Genomic DNA, 15,496 nt, shown 5'->3' on the forward strand with positions numbered 1-15,496 from the left:
AAGATAGAGGTGATGAAATGAAAATTGCATCAGTAGAATACGAAAATGGTGTATCACAATTATTAAATTCACGCTTTGACAAAAATGATGTAATGGTAAACAAATTTGATAATTTGGAAGACCTCATAGGAATAAATCTAAAAGAATATGATCTAATACTTGTAGATATGACCCACAACAAATGCCTACAAGTAATCCAATACATAAAACAAACTACAAATACACCTGCAATATACTTAACAGAAAGATATAACAAAAGTCCCTATGAACAAGAAATCGAAGATGAGGAATTTATAATCCACTCAAACACCAGAGAAGAATTTGTAAATCACGTATTTGAAAAAGTCGAAGAACTTAACGATACAAAGATAGTTAATCTTGGATTTTGCACAATGGAAGAAGATAACGGAATATTTAGAATAGGTAATGATATACTAGATTTGACAAAATTTGAAATTTCAATTTGTGCAGTATTAATAAATAATCTAGGCAAAACCTTATCAAAAGATCAAATAGTTGAAGAAATGGCAAAAAAAGGCCTAGAAACAACAGAAAGATCTGTAAGAGAACATATAAGAAAAATAAGATTAGAATTTAAAAAAGCAGATCTTTATCCAATAGAAACAGTTAACCGTATGGGATATAGGTGGGTTCTTGATTCTTGCACTCCATAGGTATTTTCAATGAATAATAACTGCGATTTTACTTATATTGGAAAAGAGATAAGAAATATTAGAAAATACAAAAAATTAACTCAAGAGGATATTTCTTTTGCCACTAATCTTTCAATTGATACAATAAGAAGACTAGAAAGTGGTAAAGTTGATATAAAAATTAGCTCGCTTTTGAAAGTGTTGGATACTCTGGGAATTGAATTTTATAATATATTTGAGAATATTGAAAAGTCAAAATGGTCAACTGTAGAAAAATACTTGTTGCAAATAGATTTTTCCTTAAACTCTTTGGATTTTGATAAAGCAAAAGAATTATTAAAAGACTTTGAAAAATTAGACGTGTCTCAATTATCAATAACATATAAAAAAAGATATGAACAAAATTTAAAATTTTACATAGTTATATTAAATGAAAACATAACTAATGAGCAATACATAAACAATTTGATAGATGTTATTAAAATTAATCATGAATATTTTAAGATTGAAACATTTGCCTTACATTCGTTTACTAAATTCGAGCTTAGAATTTTAAGAACTATTGCAAATAGATTAAGAAATATTGGGGAAATTGACTTAGGCAGGGACATCCTATTGTTTATAGAATCTCAAATAAACGAAAGCTCTAAAGATTATCCTTTATTGGCTTATACAATAAGTAGATATTATGATTTAGATAATAATTTCGAAAAATCATTTTTTTGGAATGGCAAAGCTATAAGAACATCAATCAATAACAATGATATCTTAGGATTAATATATAGCTATTATCAAAAAGGGGATCTTTTGATCAAACAAAAAGATGGAAAAGCCATGGATTATATAAATATGTCTTTTGAGCTTTGCAGATTATCAGGCAGAAAAAAACTTGAAGAAAATCTAAAAAAATATTTGATTTATAATTTTAAATAATGCTTAAGAGCATTATTTTTTTGTTTATTATTAATAGAATGTTCTTAAAAAATTTCCTAATAAGACAGGAATTAGGAAATTCTAATGCTTTAATGTATCGTGAAACACGGCACACAAGCTATTCTATCTTCAATATAAACGATTTATAATTAAGTTAATAGAAAATAATTGAGTGCACCTAAGTTTTCTAAATTTATTGCAGGAGGAAAATATGAAAAATAAAAAAAAGTAGCAATTCTTTCCTTAGCATTATTATTTGTGGCACCTATATCTTTTGCAAATCAACCAGAAGTTCTTAGTAATCAAGGATCTAATAATCCACCAGTAACTGTAAGCAATTATGACAGTGGTATTAAAGATTTTTTAGGTGGAAAATGGAGACATGGTGTGAATGATACACATGTTTGGTCATGGTTTTATCATTCAAAGAGATTCCATACGACTTCTGTAAAAGGAGCTGGAGGAAAATTTGGATATTCTGGAATAACAAATCCAAGAGAAACTGCATATGCTAGTTGGGAAAAAGCTCCATCAGGAAATGAAGCTTATGCTAATGTTATAAACTGACATAATGTTTTATAGTAGCAAGGCTTTTAATTTGTCTTGCTACTATAAAATCTTTATAAAGGAAACGCTATGAAAAAGATAATAAAATTTCTAATTGCCATAACATTAATTTTATCATCGTTAACTTATTTTTTTTATGTGGATAGCAATCAAGCTATAGGAAAATTTCCGGATTTTGACAAATTTATAAATCTTGTAAATTATGAAGATAAAGATATTAGAAAAGAAATTGAAAAATATGCACTAAAAAATAATATTAACCTTGTTAAATTTGATAATAAAATTAGATATGATATTAAAGATAAAATGGATGTTAATGCTTACTTATTTTTAGCTGATTATTCAAGGTTTACAGAAAATCACAGGGATTTAATTATTAAAGAAAATCCGAAAGGTGTCAATAAATTTGAATGTGTAAAAGAGAATAATTTTTTGTCAAGAAATAATATCGACATAATAAAATTTGAAGATCTGAATATAGACAATATTTCTGGAGATTATGCAGTAAGTGGGAATAATGAAGACTTGGATAAATTTATTGAAGATTTATCTGATTTTGCCGATATCAAAAAAACTCCTGATTATATGAGTGTATCTAATATTACTATGAAAGAATTTTTCTTAGGTCTAGTTGTAAATTTTATAATAATATTTGCTACATTATTTGCAATTGTTATATATAATAGAAGCTTAACTAAGGAAATTTCTGTTTCGCTTTTATTTGGATATTCTGATATTAAATTAGCACTTGGTAAAACTATAAATATTTTAATGCCATCCTTTATTTTAGCAATTGTTATAGATTGGATTATTTTTTTCAAGCTTACTAACCCAGATAGTATTGGTGGATTTTTATTATCCATGAATCCTATTTATAAATTTGTTGCAGCTTTCACTTTAGTTATATTTATACTTGAATTTTTCTTGCTATTTTTTAAAGCAAGCAAAGAAGAACCAATACTAATAATTAAAGGTCAGAGAAAAACATCTGCCAAATTACTCTTCCCATTTAAAATGATATTTGCTGCTTGTATATGCTATATGTTTTTCATATCGATATTTTCTGCAAAAGACTATTTATATGTAAAAAACTACTTAAATGATTGGCGATTTTCTAAATATTATGCAAATATTAGCGTAGGATTACCTTGGCAATATGTCATTGACAAGGATCAGAGTAAGTATGAAAAACTATTTACAAAACCAACAACAAACTTAGCATATGAATTAATCGATAAGGGAGCAGTTATATTTTCAAATCCTTATGAGAAAAGAGAAGCTTTGAACTTTACAGACAATACTCTCAAGGAGTATAGATTAAACAATGGTAAATTTGCTTATATAAATTCTAATTATGTAAAAAAATTTGATATTTTGGATGCAAATGGAAGAAAGATATCAGATGATATTGAGAAAAATGAATGGAAAATCCTTGTTCCTGAAAATATTAAGCTTAATAATAATGACCTTGATTATATAAAAAGAAAACAGTTAGAACAAACGGACTTAAATGAAGAAAACTTGATAACAACTTTTATAAAAATCAAAGCAAATCAAAAGCTAGCAAAGCTTGATTCTCAGGCAAAAATCGATGAACCTTTTGCATATGATTATATTTTAATTTTAATAAATGAAGACTCGCTAAGAAAAACTGATGATCTTCTTTCTTATTTTCTAGTCAATGGCTACCTACATCCTTATCTTGAAAATAAAGATGTTAGCTTAAAAGAATTAAAGAAATTTATTAATAAAAACCCAGCTAGTAAATATGTTTTGTGGATAGAAAGTACATTTAATTATGTAAATTATCAAGTAAATAAATATAAAATTGAAATGTTAATATATATTTTTGGGACTATCTTATTTTTTGTTATTTATAGCTTAATAATAATTTTAGATAAGAATAATTATTACCTAAACCATGGAGAAGAGCTAGCAGTGAAGAGTCTATTTGGCTATGAATTTAAAGATATTCACAAAAAAAAGATAAAAGATACTGCTATATCTTACTTATTTTCATTGATAATTTTTTATATAATAATAAATTTTACCAATCGATATAACTATTTTGGATTTTTTACTCCTAGAAATGATCGGTCAAATGCAGATATATTAATTGGATTGGCTTTAAGTTTTATACTCTTATTAGGCTTATATCTGATAGAGTTAAAAATACTAAAAGATAATGATAAATTGACAATAAAACTGAAAGAAGGAAATTAATGCAAACTCAAATAAGACTTGAAAATATAAATAAATCTTATGGTAAGCACAAAATTTTAGAAAATCTTAATATTAGCATATTTCCAGAGGATTTTATAACTATAATTGGTGCAAGTGGATCTGGAAAATCAACCTTATTAAATATCTTAGGAACTTTGGAAGATTACGATAGTGGCGAAGTAGAAAGTTTTGGCTATAAAGATCCCATTAAAGATTATAAAAATTCAATGATTCTAAGATGAGAAAAAATCGCCTATTTATTTCAAAATTTCGCTTTAATAGAAAATATGACTGTAAAAGAAAATCTAGATATTGCATTAAAATATAGTAAATACAAAAATGACAAAGAAAAAATAAGACAAATATTAGATATGCTCGGTGTAATTGATAAAATTGATAATAAAATTTATGAACTTTCAGGTGGTCAGCAACAAAGAGTTGCTATGGCTAGAGTATTATTAAAGCCTTATCAAATTCTGTTAGCTGATGAGCCAACAGGATCTTTAGATAAATCAAATAAAGATATTTTGATAAAAATACTAATTGAAGAAAATAAAAAAGGAAAAACAATAGTTGTAGTAAGCCATGATATGGATTTTATTAAAATCAGCAAAAGAGCTTACAAAATTATAGATAAAAGATTGGAGCTTATAAAATGAAGATAAAGAGAAGTAATAAGCCTTTGTTTTTATTGATAGCTTTGATTGCTTTAGCATCATTAATCTATCTAACAAAGACAAATTCAAAGAAAATAGAGGCACTTATTATCGAAGATTTAGGGAAAAATAAATTTAGTGCAGTTGGAATTGCTAGTAAAAGCGAAATATTATTATGCAAGGATGAAGAAGATAAATACCTGATACCAAATTCCGTTTTTAAAAATGGAGAGTTGTATAATATTATTGCAGTAGATGAGAATGGAAAAGTATATATTAGCGAAAGTTTGAAAATTTCAGAAAATGATATAATAAAAATAAAATCTAAAGAAGATGATAAGTTGATTTTAGATAATAAAACAAGCGGACAAAGGGAAAAAATAGATTTACCTGATATATCAAATTGGACTATTGAAAAAAAAGGAGATAATGTAAAAGCAAGTTTTACATCAGATACTGATTTCGAATATACAGTGTATGTAATTGGTAAGGATTATGGAATTGGAATTTCTGATAAAAAAAGTAAAGGAGAAAAAGTTTTTGCTAGTTGGGAAGCTGGAAAGTCTTTGACATCTTTGGTAAAATTTAAATTAAAATAAGCTTGATAAAACATTTTCCTAGTGTTATAATAATATCAGAAACTAAATAATTTATAGTCTTGCGGATATTTTATCCGTAAGGACTTGTTTTCGGGGTAAGGTGCAATTCCTAAACCGGCAGTGATAGTCTGCGAGCCTTTGGGTTGAATTGGTGCAATTCCAATACCGACAGTATAGTCTGGATGGTAGAAATATATTCTTCTAGTCATCGATTAATAAGAAATTTTCTTATACTATTTTATTTTAAATATAGTAAGAAAATTCTTAGTAAGTAATTGATTAGTTTAGATGCCCTGAATTTTCGGGCATTTTTTATTGCCCAGATTAGGAGGTAATTATGAATCAAAGTAGAAGTAAATCATTTAGTTTAAATCGTCTCGTTAAAGTAGGTATTTTGGCAGCTCTTGCTTATATCTTAATGTTTATCCAAATGCCAATTCCTATTGCACCACCTTTCATGAAAGTGGATTTTGCTGACGTGCCAGCTCTCATTGGTGGCTTTGCTCTTGGACCTTGGTATGGAGTTTTAATTCAACTTATTAAAAATATTTTAAATTTATCTAAAACAATGACAGGTGGAGTTGGAGAATTATCAAATTTCATAGTTGGTTCAACCTTTGTTTTAGTAGCAACAAGCATTTATAGAAATAATAAAACTAAGAAAAACTCAATTATAGCACTTATCCTTGGCGTTCTTGCAATGAGCGCAGTAGCAACATTGTCAAATGCATTTGTAGTATTTCCAATCTATGGCAAAGTAATGCACACAGATCTTGAAGCATTTGCAAAAATGATTCCAGGAAATGGTCTAGTAAATAACTACTTTACACTAATGATATTTTCAATAGCGCCATTTAATATTATAAAAGGAGCTGTGGAAGCTGTGGTTACAGAGCTTATCTATAAGAGAATATCACCATTTATAAAATCAAATAATTTTTAAGAAAATAACATCAAAACCTTCCCTAGCTTAGGCTAGGGTTTTTCTTTGGAAATTTTATGGATTAAAAAAAGAGTAAATTCTACAATTTACTCTTATAAAAAAATTTAATTCTCGTAAGCAACTTGGCTAGCTACTTTTTTGTATTCATAAAAGTTTATTACAAGCATTATTGCATAAATCAAACTAAAGGCTGAAAAAGCAAATATCAAGGAATCAGTGGAAAAAAGGCTGTTTACTGATTTTAAGAAAAATGGAGCTACAAATCCACCCAAATTACAACCAATAAAAATCAAGTTGTTGGCAATTCTTGCCTTTGATCCTCTTATAAATCTTGCAACTTCTGCAAAAAGATATGGGGTGCACAAGGATTGGGAAAAGGCTATAAATACCATAGAAATTAGGTAAATGTACATATTATAACCAAAAATCGCTAAAATCGTATTAAAAATTATATAAATTATAAGTCCCAAAAAAATTGTTCTTTCTCTTAAAGCTCTATTTATCATCCCAAACATAAAGCCAAAAATCATTCCAGAAATTGGAAGAATTAGCATATACATTGAAATTTCTGCATCCATTCCCTTAGCAAGCGTTGCGATATTTGGAAATCTAACGCTAATTGCTGTATTGTTCATAATTATGACGGCTGCAAAAATCACATAAAAAAATATTTGCTTGTTTAATCTAAATTTTTCGCCATCTTCGTCTTCTTCTTTTGCTATATCAACTTCTGGTATATTTTTTATAAAATTAATAAGTATTACAAAGGCAAAGGAATAAACCAAAAAAGCATAAGTCCAATGAATTTTTATAAAAAGTCCTGCCAAGAACAATAGGAGGATTTGTCCTATAAATTCCCAAGAAATTCTAATACCATGTAGGCTATTTGCCTCATCGCCAGAAAAAAATACATTTATGTAATTGGCACTGTGACCATTAAAAAGCCCAACACCTGCACCCATCATGAGTCTGCTTATAAAAATCGCCGGGTAAGTTTTTGACATTACTGGCAAAATTGAGCTTAAGCCTACCAGTATTAGACCTATTATTACACATTTTTTCATGCCTATTTTTTGAGTAATCTTTTCATTTAATAAAATTGCTATAATTGAAGTGATCGACGATAAAGTTATCATCATCTCTGCATTTGTAATTGATAAGCCCAGATCTTTTTGCATAAAGACCAAAGTTCCAGAAATTACACTATTACTTGCAACATAAATAGATAGGGCAAGGATAGCAATCTTTAATTTCAAATTGTTTTTCACCATAATTCCTCTTTTCATAGACCTATAATAACAAATCAGAGAAAAAAGGTAAACAATAGCACATTAATGTAATAAAAAAATAGGCTCTTATATGGAGGAAAAATCTCCATATTAAAGCCTAAAAAATCATCTTGCGTCAAGATCTTGATATTTTTCTTTATTTTCGTCAAATTTTTTTGCTGCATAAGAGCAAGTAGGGATAATTTTTACTTTTTCTTTACGAGCGTTTTCGCAGACTTCATCGAGCAATTTTCCTGCAAGACCTTGACCACCATAATTTTTATCAACCACCGTGTGGGTAATTTCCCACAAATTTTCATCTCTTATTTCATATTGGCAATAAGCAATTTCCAAATCATTGTCATAGGCTAAAGCCTTCTTTCTATCTTTTTCAAATTTTATTTGCATATACTCACCTCTTTTAATATTTACCCCAAATTTGCGATAAATTATTCTGATAAATTTATCTTTATCTAATGATTTATGATATAATAAAAAGGGTGATAAAAATGTATAATGTAGGAATCGATATAGGCTCGACTGCTTCTAAAGTAGTTGTTCTTGATCAATCAAAAGAAAAAATTCTTTTAAAAAAAGTTATGCCAACAGGCTGGTCTTCTGTTGAAACAAGCGGAACCATTAAACAATGGCTAGAAGAAAACGATATCAACGGAGATAATAGCAAGGTTGTTGCCACAGGTTATGGAAGAGTAGCAGTCCCTTTTTCTGATAAGGTCGTAACAGAAATTACCTGCCATGCCAAAGGCGCACATTTTTTTGAAAATAGAGATATGACTATCATAGATATAGGTGGTCAAGATACCAAGGCCATCAGACTTGTAAATAGCATGGTCGATGATTTTTTGATGAATGATAAATGCTCAGCTGGAACTGGCAAATTTTTGGAAGTTATGGCAAATAGACTCGGTGTAGACTTAAACCAGATGTTTGAACTTGCAAAAGTTGGCAAAGATGTGAAAATTTCATCCATGTGTACGGTATTTGCAGAAAGTGAAATTATTTCATTAATCGGCAAAGGAACTCCAAAAGAAGATATAGCTTGTGGAGTAATTCATTCTATCATAAACAAGGTTAAAACCTTGGTTAACAGACTTCCAAAATCAGATTATTATTTCTTAACAGGTGGATTTTCTGGCAATGACTATATGGTAGCTCATTTATCAGAAATACTTGGAGCAGAAGTAGGAACAAATCACGATGGCAGATACGCAGGAGCTATTGGTGCTGCAGTTTTGGCAAAATAATGGACTATTTAGAAATTAGAAAAAACGCTTATATAGATATTTTAGAAATTTCTAGTAAGAAAACAGTAGTTTCACTTTGGGGAAGGGTTCCTTGGGAGATAGTGGAAAGCTTTTCCTACCAAAGCGTATATTCTTATGGGATCGATAAAGAAGTTACCAAAGGTTATGAAGATAACAATTATTGCGATATGCTAAATTCTTCATTTGCCTATTTAGAGCTTAAAAAATGCCCATTTATGTATGCTTCATCGTTTTTTATAGTTGATGATTATTGCAAAAGCCGATATGAAAATTTAAGAAAAAAAACCGACAAAGAAGTTTATATTTACAAAAATAACGACTACAAATCTTTGATAAATTATTTAGAAGAAAAATCAAAAACAAAATTCAATAAAGAAAAGTTTGAAGAGCTAGTTAATAAATCCAAGGAAATTTCAAAACTTATAGTAGCTTTAAGATCTTGCAAAATTCCTAATCAAAGGATTTATGAAGTTGAATATTTTTCAAAATTCATATTTGATATGGATAAGAAAATAGAATTTATAAAAAAGCACATAGATGATTCGAAAGAAGAAAAATCTATAGCAAAAGTTCAGGCAGGAGCAGGAATATATAAAAAAATTGGTCAATTAATCAATGAAGGCTATTTTTGTGAGGGAGAATATCAGAAAATTTATACGACAAATTCTTTTGATTTTATAAAAGAAAAATACGGGAAATTTGATCTGGAGGCTGATTACATCATTCACAATTGCAGCCAAATTGAAATTGAAAATAAAGAAATTGCCTATTAGGAGGTTTGGTATGGCAGATTACAGAAAAATGTGGGAAGATCTTGACATGGATGTTGAAAAACACGATGTTCTTTGCGAAGTGTTGCCACAAGCATTTGGTGATGTTTACTTATCACAAGAAAACAGACCAGAAAAAATGGACTATTTTAACATGGTAGTTGCAGAAATTCACGGAATTAGACCAGCTGAGCTAATCGATTTTCAAAAAAAAGGTGGCAAAGTAGTTGGAACATTCTGTATCCACGTTCCTGATGAAGTAGTATTTGGTTGCGGAGCAATAAATACAGGTCTATGCTCAGGATCACAATTTTGGGTACCAGGTGGAGAAGAACATCTACCAACAGCAACTTGTCCACTAATTAAAGCATCCCTTGGAGCAAGATTTGAAAGAACTTGTCCATTCTTTAGATTAGCAGATTTATTTGTAGGAGAAACAACTTGCGATGGCAAGAAAAAAGCTTGGGAAATCATGGCAAAAGATGCACCAATGTACATATTTGACCTTCCACAAATGAAAAGAGATAAGGATGTAGAATTCTTCAAAGACGAAGTTTACAGATACATAGATAGAATAGAAGAATTAACAGGAAACAAACTAACAGAAGAATCTCTACACGATGCAATAGTTCTAATCAACAACAAAAGACGTGCAATGCAAAGACTTTGGGAATTCCGTAAATTAGACAATGTTCCGATAAGCGGAAAAGATTGTCTATTAATTTCTCAAATTGCTTTTTATGATGATCCAGCAAGATTTGCCCAAAAAGTTAATGAATTGTGCGACGAATTAGACAAGAGAAAAGAAGAAAATGTAAGTGTCTACAAAAAAGGTGCAACAAGACTTATGCTTACAGGAACTCCACTATCAATTCCAAACTGGAAACTACACCACATAATCGAATCTTCAGGAGCAGCAATTGTTTGTGAAGAAATGTGTACAGGATCTAGATATTTCGAACTAACAGTTGATGAATCAGGAAAAACAATGGATGAAATGGTTGATAAACTAACAGATAGATACATGAAAGGTATCAACTGTGCATGCTACACACCAAATACTGAAAGAACTGACGATATCATTAGACTTGCAAAAGAATATAATGTAGATGGTGTAATAGATGTAAACTTAAAATTCTGCAACATCTATGATACAGAAGGTCACCTAGTAGAAGCAGAACTTAAAAAACAAGGTATTCCAGTATTAGGAATTGAAACTGACTACACAGACGAAGATAGCGAACAATTAAAAACAAGAATTGAAGCTTTCGTTGAAATGATTGAAAATGAAAAATAAAATGAACTACATCTTATTTAAAGATGTAGAAAATGGCAAAAAGCTTTACGATTTGATAAAAAATAATTCTATCAAAGCAACAATAGCTCCAACTCCAAGAGTTTTGGATATTTGTTGTGGTATATCAATTCTTTATGAAAATATTGAGGATAAGCCAAAGATTGAAGAAATTATCAAAGAAAACAATATAGAAATCAAAGGCTTTCACGAAATTGAAAGAGATATTGACCCAAATAGGATGAAATTTTTATAAAATTTGCAAGAGGAGTTTAGTTGATGGAATTTCCAGCAATTAGACTCCTTATTTTTAAAGAAAACCAGCTTGTTTAGAAAAAAATTGGGGGTAAATTGTTTGTAGAAAGGAGAAATTATGAAAAGAGATTATAAATTATCATCAATTATTATAATTAATTTAATAGTAGCAATGATTAGTGCTATAATTTCAAAAATTCTTGGAGATGATAATAGCGAAATTACAAGCGCTTATATTATTGCAAGTTTGCTTTCGCTTGTTATAACGACCATTTCAGGTTTTGCCATAGCTAGAGGGCTTTTGAAAAACAGAATGGGAAGCCTTGGTGAATATTTGGATAATGTGAACTTTTTAAATTTTAAAGTTTTCGCCTTGGAGTTTCTAATAAGTTTGATCTCATCAGCTGGCTTAGTGAGCTTTTTCTTAACGCCAATCAAAAACTTAACTGTAAATGCTTTAGAAAAAGGCGAGTATCTTCCAACAAACTTTATTATTCCTATCGTCTTGCTTGTTATCTTTGGGATGATTTACGATATTTTTACATCCTATAAATTTTTTGTAGCAGCTGATAAAGACCAACTAAGCTTTGGAGCATTATTTAAGGAAGTTTTCGTAGTAGGAAAAGATCTTTTCAAAAAAACTCTTCCAACTTATATAAAATTAATGGTTCTACCTTCAATAATTTACATTGTAATACTTGTAGCAACTATAAGATCACAAATGACTCAATATGCTCTTAATCCAGCTATGGATGCTCCTATGGGAGCTATTGCCTTTATATTAGTCTTAGCTTTAGTTTTTTTAATATATATATTTGTAGCTTCAGCAATTTTACAAGCAAAACTATCAAATTTTTATCTTGATTATATAAAGGATATACCAGAGATTGAAGCAAGCATTGAAGAAAATTAGAAAACAATAAAATAATTAGGGTTTGCGAAAATAATCGCAAGCTCTTTTTTTCTGGAAAATTTTAGAAAATAAAATAAGATATATTATAGTTTGATAGAAGATTTACTTAGAAATAAGATTTCAAAATAATATTTATGATTGATACTTGTATTTAATTATATAAGTGCTATACTAAATAGACTTAGGGGGCTTAGATGAATATTATAATTTTAGGAGCAGGCAAGGTTGGCTCTTATCTTACAAATGAATTGTCCTTACAAGATCATGACATATTAGTTATTGACAAAGATAAGGATGTTTTAAATAGATTACTAGAACAAAATGATGTTATGGCATTAGAAGGCGATGGATGCGATATTGAAATTCTAAAAGAAGCAGATGTATCCAATTGTGATATTTTCATTGCCCTTACAAGAAATGACGATACCAATATAATTTCTGCAGCTCTTGCTAATTCCTTGGGAGCAGGAGAAATTATTATAAGACTACGCGATTCTAAATATGTCAACAACGTCGATAGGATAAAAAAATTAACTGGGTCAAATTTGGTTATAAATCCAGAATATTTGGCTGCCAAAGAAATCCAACGTTCTATAAAGTATTCCCATGCAAGAAATGTCCAAACTTTTATGGAAGATAGGGTGCTTATGATGGAAATTGTCATAGGCGAAAATTCTAGATTGGCAGGAAAAAGACTTAGCGAGACCACTTCATATTTGGATAATTTGGATATTTTAATTGGCATTGTAAATGACAATGGAAAAATTACAATACCAAATGGTAATTTTCTCTTAGAAGCTGGACAAAAAATATATATTCTTGGAACCAAAGATGACGTAGACTTATTTTACAAGGCCGAAATTCCAGAAAATATAAGAATGAAAGACGTTTTAATAATAGGAGCAGGACCAATTAGCCATCATCTAGCAGGTCTACTTTTAGAAAGAAATTTCAATGTAACAGTTATTGAAATTAACAGAGAAAAGGCCATCGATATACAAGAAAATTTCACAGATGCAGTTGTAATAAATGCTGACGGTTCAGATCCTGATATTCTAGAAGAAGCAAGAATTGATACATATGATTCTGTAATTTCACTAACAGGAATCGATGAAGAAAATATTTTAATCTCCCTAATTGCCCAAAGATATGGAATAGAGAAAATCATAGCCAAGGTAAATAGAACAAACTTACTAAAACTAACTGGTATTTTGGATATTGATGCAACTTTCACCCCGAAATCAGCCGCATCTAATTATATAAATAGACTTATAAGGTCAAAATTCGAGGCAAGCGATATATCAACTTTGAACAAATTATACAGGCTTGAAAGCGATGAGGTTGAAGTTTTAGAATTTGAAGTAAGTGAAAATTCTTTAATATTTGATAAAGCCCTAAGAGATGTAAACTTAAAGCCCGACACGCTTGTTGCAATTATAGAACATAGCGAGCTAAATGGACAAATAGAAGTAGCAACAGGTAATTCGATAATAGATATGGGCGATAGGGTTTTGGTAATTACAAAAAGTAGAAATATTAGCAAAATAGATGATATTTTGGAGTAGAAATGAATTTAAAGGTAATTAACAATTCAATAGGTAAGCTTTTGCAAGTGCTTGCAATACTTATGTCTGTCCCACTTTTGGTTTCTTTTATTTACAAAGAAACTTTAGCTGACAAGATGTACTTTATAATTCCCATAGCAATTTGCCTTATAGTTGGAACTTTACTAGTAAAGATTTCCAATGATAACGGCCATATATACAATAGAGAAGGTATGTTTACAACAGCTTTTTGCTGGGTTTTATATTCAGCTATTGGAGCAATTCCTTTATTCTTAACTCCAAGCAACTATCCAACTTTTTTGGATGCATTTTTTGAAATGGCAAGTGGTTTTACAACTTGTGGGGCATCTGTTGCAAATAATGTTGAAACTTTGCCAAATTCAATAATTTTTTGGAGATCTTTTTCCCACCTTATAGGAGGTATGGGGATTTTGGTTTTTACTTTGGCGATTTTACCTAAACAACACAAAGAATCTGCCAATCTCATGCAGGCAGAAGTTCCAGGACCAACTTTTGGCAAGATTACCCCAAAGCTTGTACATACAGCAAGAGCTCTTTATATTCTTTATCTATCTCTTACTGCAATAACTGCACTTGCTTTAAAAATTGCCGGCATGAACGTATTTGATTCCATAATTTATGCCATGGGAACTGCAGGAACTGGTGGTTTTGGCAACCGCGGACTTTCAATTGGATTTTACGATTCAAGAGCCATAGAAATTATTTTAAGTATCGGCATGCTTTTATTTGGAGTAAATTTTAACCTTTATTATTATGCAATTTATAGATCTGCCAAAGATAGCTTCAAATCAGAGGAATTAAAATGGTATTTGATAATAATTCTTGCAGCAACGCTATTGATTTTTATAAATATTCTTCCACAAAGCCAAGATGTTTTTCATAGTGGTGTAAGCTCGTTTTTTACGGTAACATCGACAATTACAACTACAGGCTATGTATCACTAGATTATAGCAAGTGGCCATTATTTTCAAGAAATATTTTGATTTTACTGATGTTTATTGGGGGATGCGCTGGTTCAACTGCTGGTGGCATTAAGGTTTCAAGAATAACTATGCTTGTAAAAACTGGAATCAATAGGGTAAAACAAGCCATAAATCCTATGAGAATTACAGTAAACAAACTTGATGGCAAAAAAGTCGATAAGGATATAGAACATTATGTAAACAAATATTTGATAGTTTATATTTTACTATTTATAATTTTCATGTTTGCAGTAACACTTGATACCAATGATCTTGAAACAGCTTTTACAGCTGTGGCAACAACATTTAATAACGTAGGCCCAGGTCTTGGTCAATTTGGACCGATTACTTCTTTTGAAAATATCGGCAATTTATCAAAATTTGTCCTATCTTTTGCTATGCTTTTTGGCAGGCTTGAATTATATCCAATGATTTTGCTATTTTCCCCAAGATCATATAAAAAGCTTAGAAATAAATAATTGACTTTTGTAGTTTTTATATTATAATTAGCTTAGTTACAATATAATAAAATCTAGAAAACATTAAGAACACTTGTGGGGTAAGAACTGGTGGGACAAACTCACATT

The 15,496-nt window shown here is 29.6% G+C and carries 15 protein-coding genes, 1 pseudogene and 1 riboswitch; of the genes and pseudogenes, 14 read left to right on the top strand and 2 right to left on the bottom strand.

Translation table 11 applies throughout. The annotated features are described in order from the left end of the window. Window positions 1-17: 17 nt before the first annotated feature. From GAN53_RS09400 to GAN53_RS09430, 7 genes and pseudogenes are all read left to right on the top strand, one after another. Entirely contained in the window at window positions 18-674 is a 657-nt protein-coding gene (locus GAN53_RS09400; RefSeq protein WP_151410799.1) for a winged helix-turn-helix transcriptional regulator, read from the top strand. 9 nt (window positions 675-683) lie between these two features. Beyond that, entirely contained in the window at window positions 684-1,586 is a 903-nt protein-coding gene (locus GAN53_RS09405; protein ID WP_151410800.1) for a helix-turn-helix domain-containing protein, read from the top strand. Between the two features lie 258 nt (window positions 1,587-1,844). Beyond that, complete coding sequence (locus GAN53_RS09410) at window positions 1,845-2,153, top strand: lactococcin 972 family bacteriocin (RefSeq protein ID WP_192574112.1); 309 nt, start codon at window positions 1,845-1,847, stop codon at window positions 2,151-2,153. Window positions 2,154-2,222: 69 nt separating this feature from the next. Then, window positions 2,223-4,376, top strand: coding sequence for a hypothetical protein (locus GAN53_RS09415; RefSeq protein ID WP_151410802.1), 2,154 nt, complete (start codon window positions 2,223-2,225; stop codon window positions 4,374-4,376). Next, a pseudogene (locus tag GAN53_RS09420) lies at window positions 4,376-5,035 on the top strand (ABC transporter ATP-binding protein). Before GAN53_RS09415 ends, GAN53_RS09420 begins: the two are co-directional and overlap by 1 nt. Beyond that, the gene (locus GAN53_RS09425) at window positions 5,032-5,631 is read left to right on the top strand and encodes a hypothetical protein (protein WP_151410803.1); all 600 of its coding nucleotides are present in this window, start codon (window positions 5,032-5,034) and stop codon (window positions 5,629-5,631) included. The pseudogene GAN53_RS09420 and the gene GAN53_RS09425 overlap by 4 nt, the downstream one beginning before the upstream one ends. Before the next feature lie 82 nt (window positions 5,632-5,713). Continuing rightward, window positions 5,714-5,829, top strand: a riboswitch (FMN riboswitch). Window positions 5,830-5,968: 139 nt separating this feature from the next. Further along, the gene (locus tag GAN53_RS09430; protein WP_099321276.1) at window positions 5,969-6,574 is read left to right on the top strand and encodes an ECF transporter S component; all 606 of its coding nucleotides are present in this window, start codon (window positions 5,969-5,971) and stop codon (window positions 6,572-6,574) included. A gap of 104 nt (window positions 6,575-6,678) precedes the next feature. Here GAN53_RS09430 and GAN53_RS09435 read toward each other — a convergent pair whose 3' ends face one another. Beyond that, window positions 6,679-7,845: an MFS transporter gene (locus tag GAN53_RS09435; protein ID WP_225791867.1), complete on the bottom strand. Its 1,167-nt coding sequence runs from the start codon at window positions 7,843-7,845 to the stop codon at window positions 6,679-6,681. Between the two features lie 123 nt (window positions 7,846-7,968). Then, a complete protein-coding gene (locus GAN53_RS09440) occupies window positions 7,969-8,301 on the bottom strand; it encodes a GNAT family N-acetyltransferase (protein ID WP_318655667.1) in 333 nt (110 codons plus the stop codon). 50 nt (window positions 8,302-8,351) lie between these two features. On the opposite strand from GAN53_RS09440, the gene GAN53_RS09445 reads away from it, so the two are divergent. From GAN53_RS09445 to GAN53_RS09475, 7 genes are all read left to right on the top strand, one after another. Beyond that, window positions 8,352-9,107: an acyl-CoA dehydratase activase gene (locus GAN53_RS09445; protein ID WP_099321273.1), complete on the top strand. Its 756-nt coding sequence runs from the start codon at window positions 8,352-8,354 to the stop codon at window positions 9,105-9,107. Next, window positions 9,107-9,901, top strand: coding sequence for a 2-hydroxyacyl-CoA dehydratase family protein (locus GAN53_RS09450; protein WP_151410805.1), 795 nt, complete (start codon window positions 9,107-9,109; stop codon window positions 9,899-9,901). Before GAN53_RS09445 ends, GAN53_RS09450 begins: the two co-directional genes overlap by 1 nt. 10 nt (window positions 9,902-9,911) lie before the next feature. Next, the gene (locus GAN53_RS09455) at window positions 9,912-11,195 is read left to right on the top strand and encodes a double-cubane-cluster-containing anaerobic reductase (RefSeq protein WP_099321271.1); all 1,284 of its coding nucleotides are present in this window, start codon (window positions 9,912-9,914) and stop codon (window positions 11,193-11,195) included. Continuing rightward, the gene (locus GAN53_RS09460) at window positions 11,185-11,448 is read left to right on the top strand and encodes a DUF3343 domain-containing protein (RefSeq protein ID WP_225791868.1); all 264 of its coding nucleotides are present in this window, start codon (window positions 11,185-11,187) and stop codon (window positions 11,446-11,448) included. The genes GAN53_RS09455 and GAN53_RS09460 overlap by 11 nt, the downstream gene beginning before the upstream one ends. A gap of 117 nt (window positions 11,449-11,565) precedes the next feature. After that, window positions 11,566-12,360, top strand: coding sequence for a hypothetical protein (locus tag GAN53_RS09465; protein WP_151410806.1), 795 nt, complete (start codon window positions 11,566-11,568; stop codon window positions 12,358-12,360). Between the two features lie 194 nt (window positions 12,361-12,554). Next, window positions 12,555-13,925, top strand: a complete 1,371-nt coding sequence (gene trkA / locus GAN53_RS09470) for a Trk system potassium transporter TrkA (protein ID WP_151410807.1) — start codon at window positions 12,555-12,557, stop codon at window positions 13,923-13,925. Window positions 13,926-13,927: 2 nt separating this feature from the next. After that, a complete protein-coding gene (locus tag GAN53_RS09475) occupies window positions 13,928-15,388 on the top strand; it encodes a TrkH family potassium uptake protein (protein WP_151410808.1) in 1,461 nt (486 codons plus the stop codon). The last annotated feature ends 108 nt before the right edge of the window (window positions 15,389-15,496 follow it).

The sequence above is a fragment of the Anaerococcus sp. Marseille-P9784 genome, assembly GCF_902500265.1.
Taxonomy (GTDB): domain Bacteria; phylum Bacillota; class Clostridia; order Tissierellales; family Peptoniphilaceae; genus Anaerococcus.

Excerpts from the sequence above, each read along its gene's own strand:
- GAN53_RS09400 (WP_151410799.1), top strand. The coding sequence starts at position 18 with ATGAAAATTGCATCAGTAGAATACGAAAATGGTGTATCACAATTATTA.
- GAN53_RS09405 (WP_151410800.1), top strand. The coding sequence starts at position 684 with ATGAATAATAACTGCGATTTTACTTATATTGGAAAAGAGATAAGAAAT.
- GAN53_RS09415 (WP_151410802.1), top strand. The coding sequence starts at position 2,223 with ATGAAAAAGATAATAAAATTTCTAATTGCCATAACATTAATTTTATCA.
- GAN53_RS09425 (WP_151410803.1), top strand. The coding sequence starts at position 5,032 with ATGAAGATAAAGAGAAGTAATAAGCCTTTGTTTTTATTGATAGCTTTG.
- GAN53_RS09430 (WP_099321276.1), top strand. The coding sequence starts at position 5,969 with ATGAATCAAAGTAGAAGTAAATCATTTAGTTTAAATCGTCTCGTTAAA.
- GAN53_RS09435 (WP_225791867.1), bottom strand. The coding sequence starts at position 7,845 with ATGGTGAAAAACAATTTGAAATTAAAGATTGCTATCCTTGCCCTATCT.
- GAN53_RS09445 (WP_099321273.1), top strand. The coding sequence starts at position 8,352 with ATGTATAATGTAGGAATCGATATAGGCTCGACTGCTTCTAAAGTAGTT.
- GAN53_RS09450 (WP_151410805.1), top strand. The coding sequence starts at position 9,107 with ATGGACTATTTAGAAATTAGAAAAAACGCTTATATAGATATTTTAGAA.
- GAN53_RS09455 (WP_099321271.1), top strand. The coding sequence starts at position 9,912 with ATGGCAGATTACAGAAAAATGTGGGAAGATCTTGACATGGATGTTGAA.
- GAN53_RS09460 (WP_225791868.1), top strand. The coding sequence starts at position 11,185 with ATGAAAAATAAAATGAACTACATCTTATTTAAAGATGTAGAAAATGGC.
- GAN53_RS09465 (WP_151410806.1), top strand. The coding sequence starts at position 11,566 with ATGAAAAGAGATTATAAATTATCATCAATTATTATAATTAATTTAATA.
- trkA (WP_151410807.1), top strand. The coding sequence starts at position 12,555 with ATGAATATTATAATTTTAGGAGCAGGCAAGGTTGGCTCTTATCTTACA.
- GAN53_RS09475 (WP_151410808.1), top strand. The coding sequence starts at position 13,928 with ATGAATTTAAAGGTAATTAACAATTCAATAGGTAAGCTTTTGCAAGTG.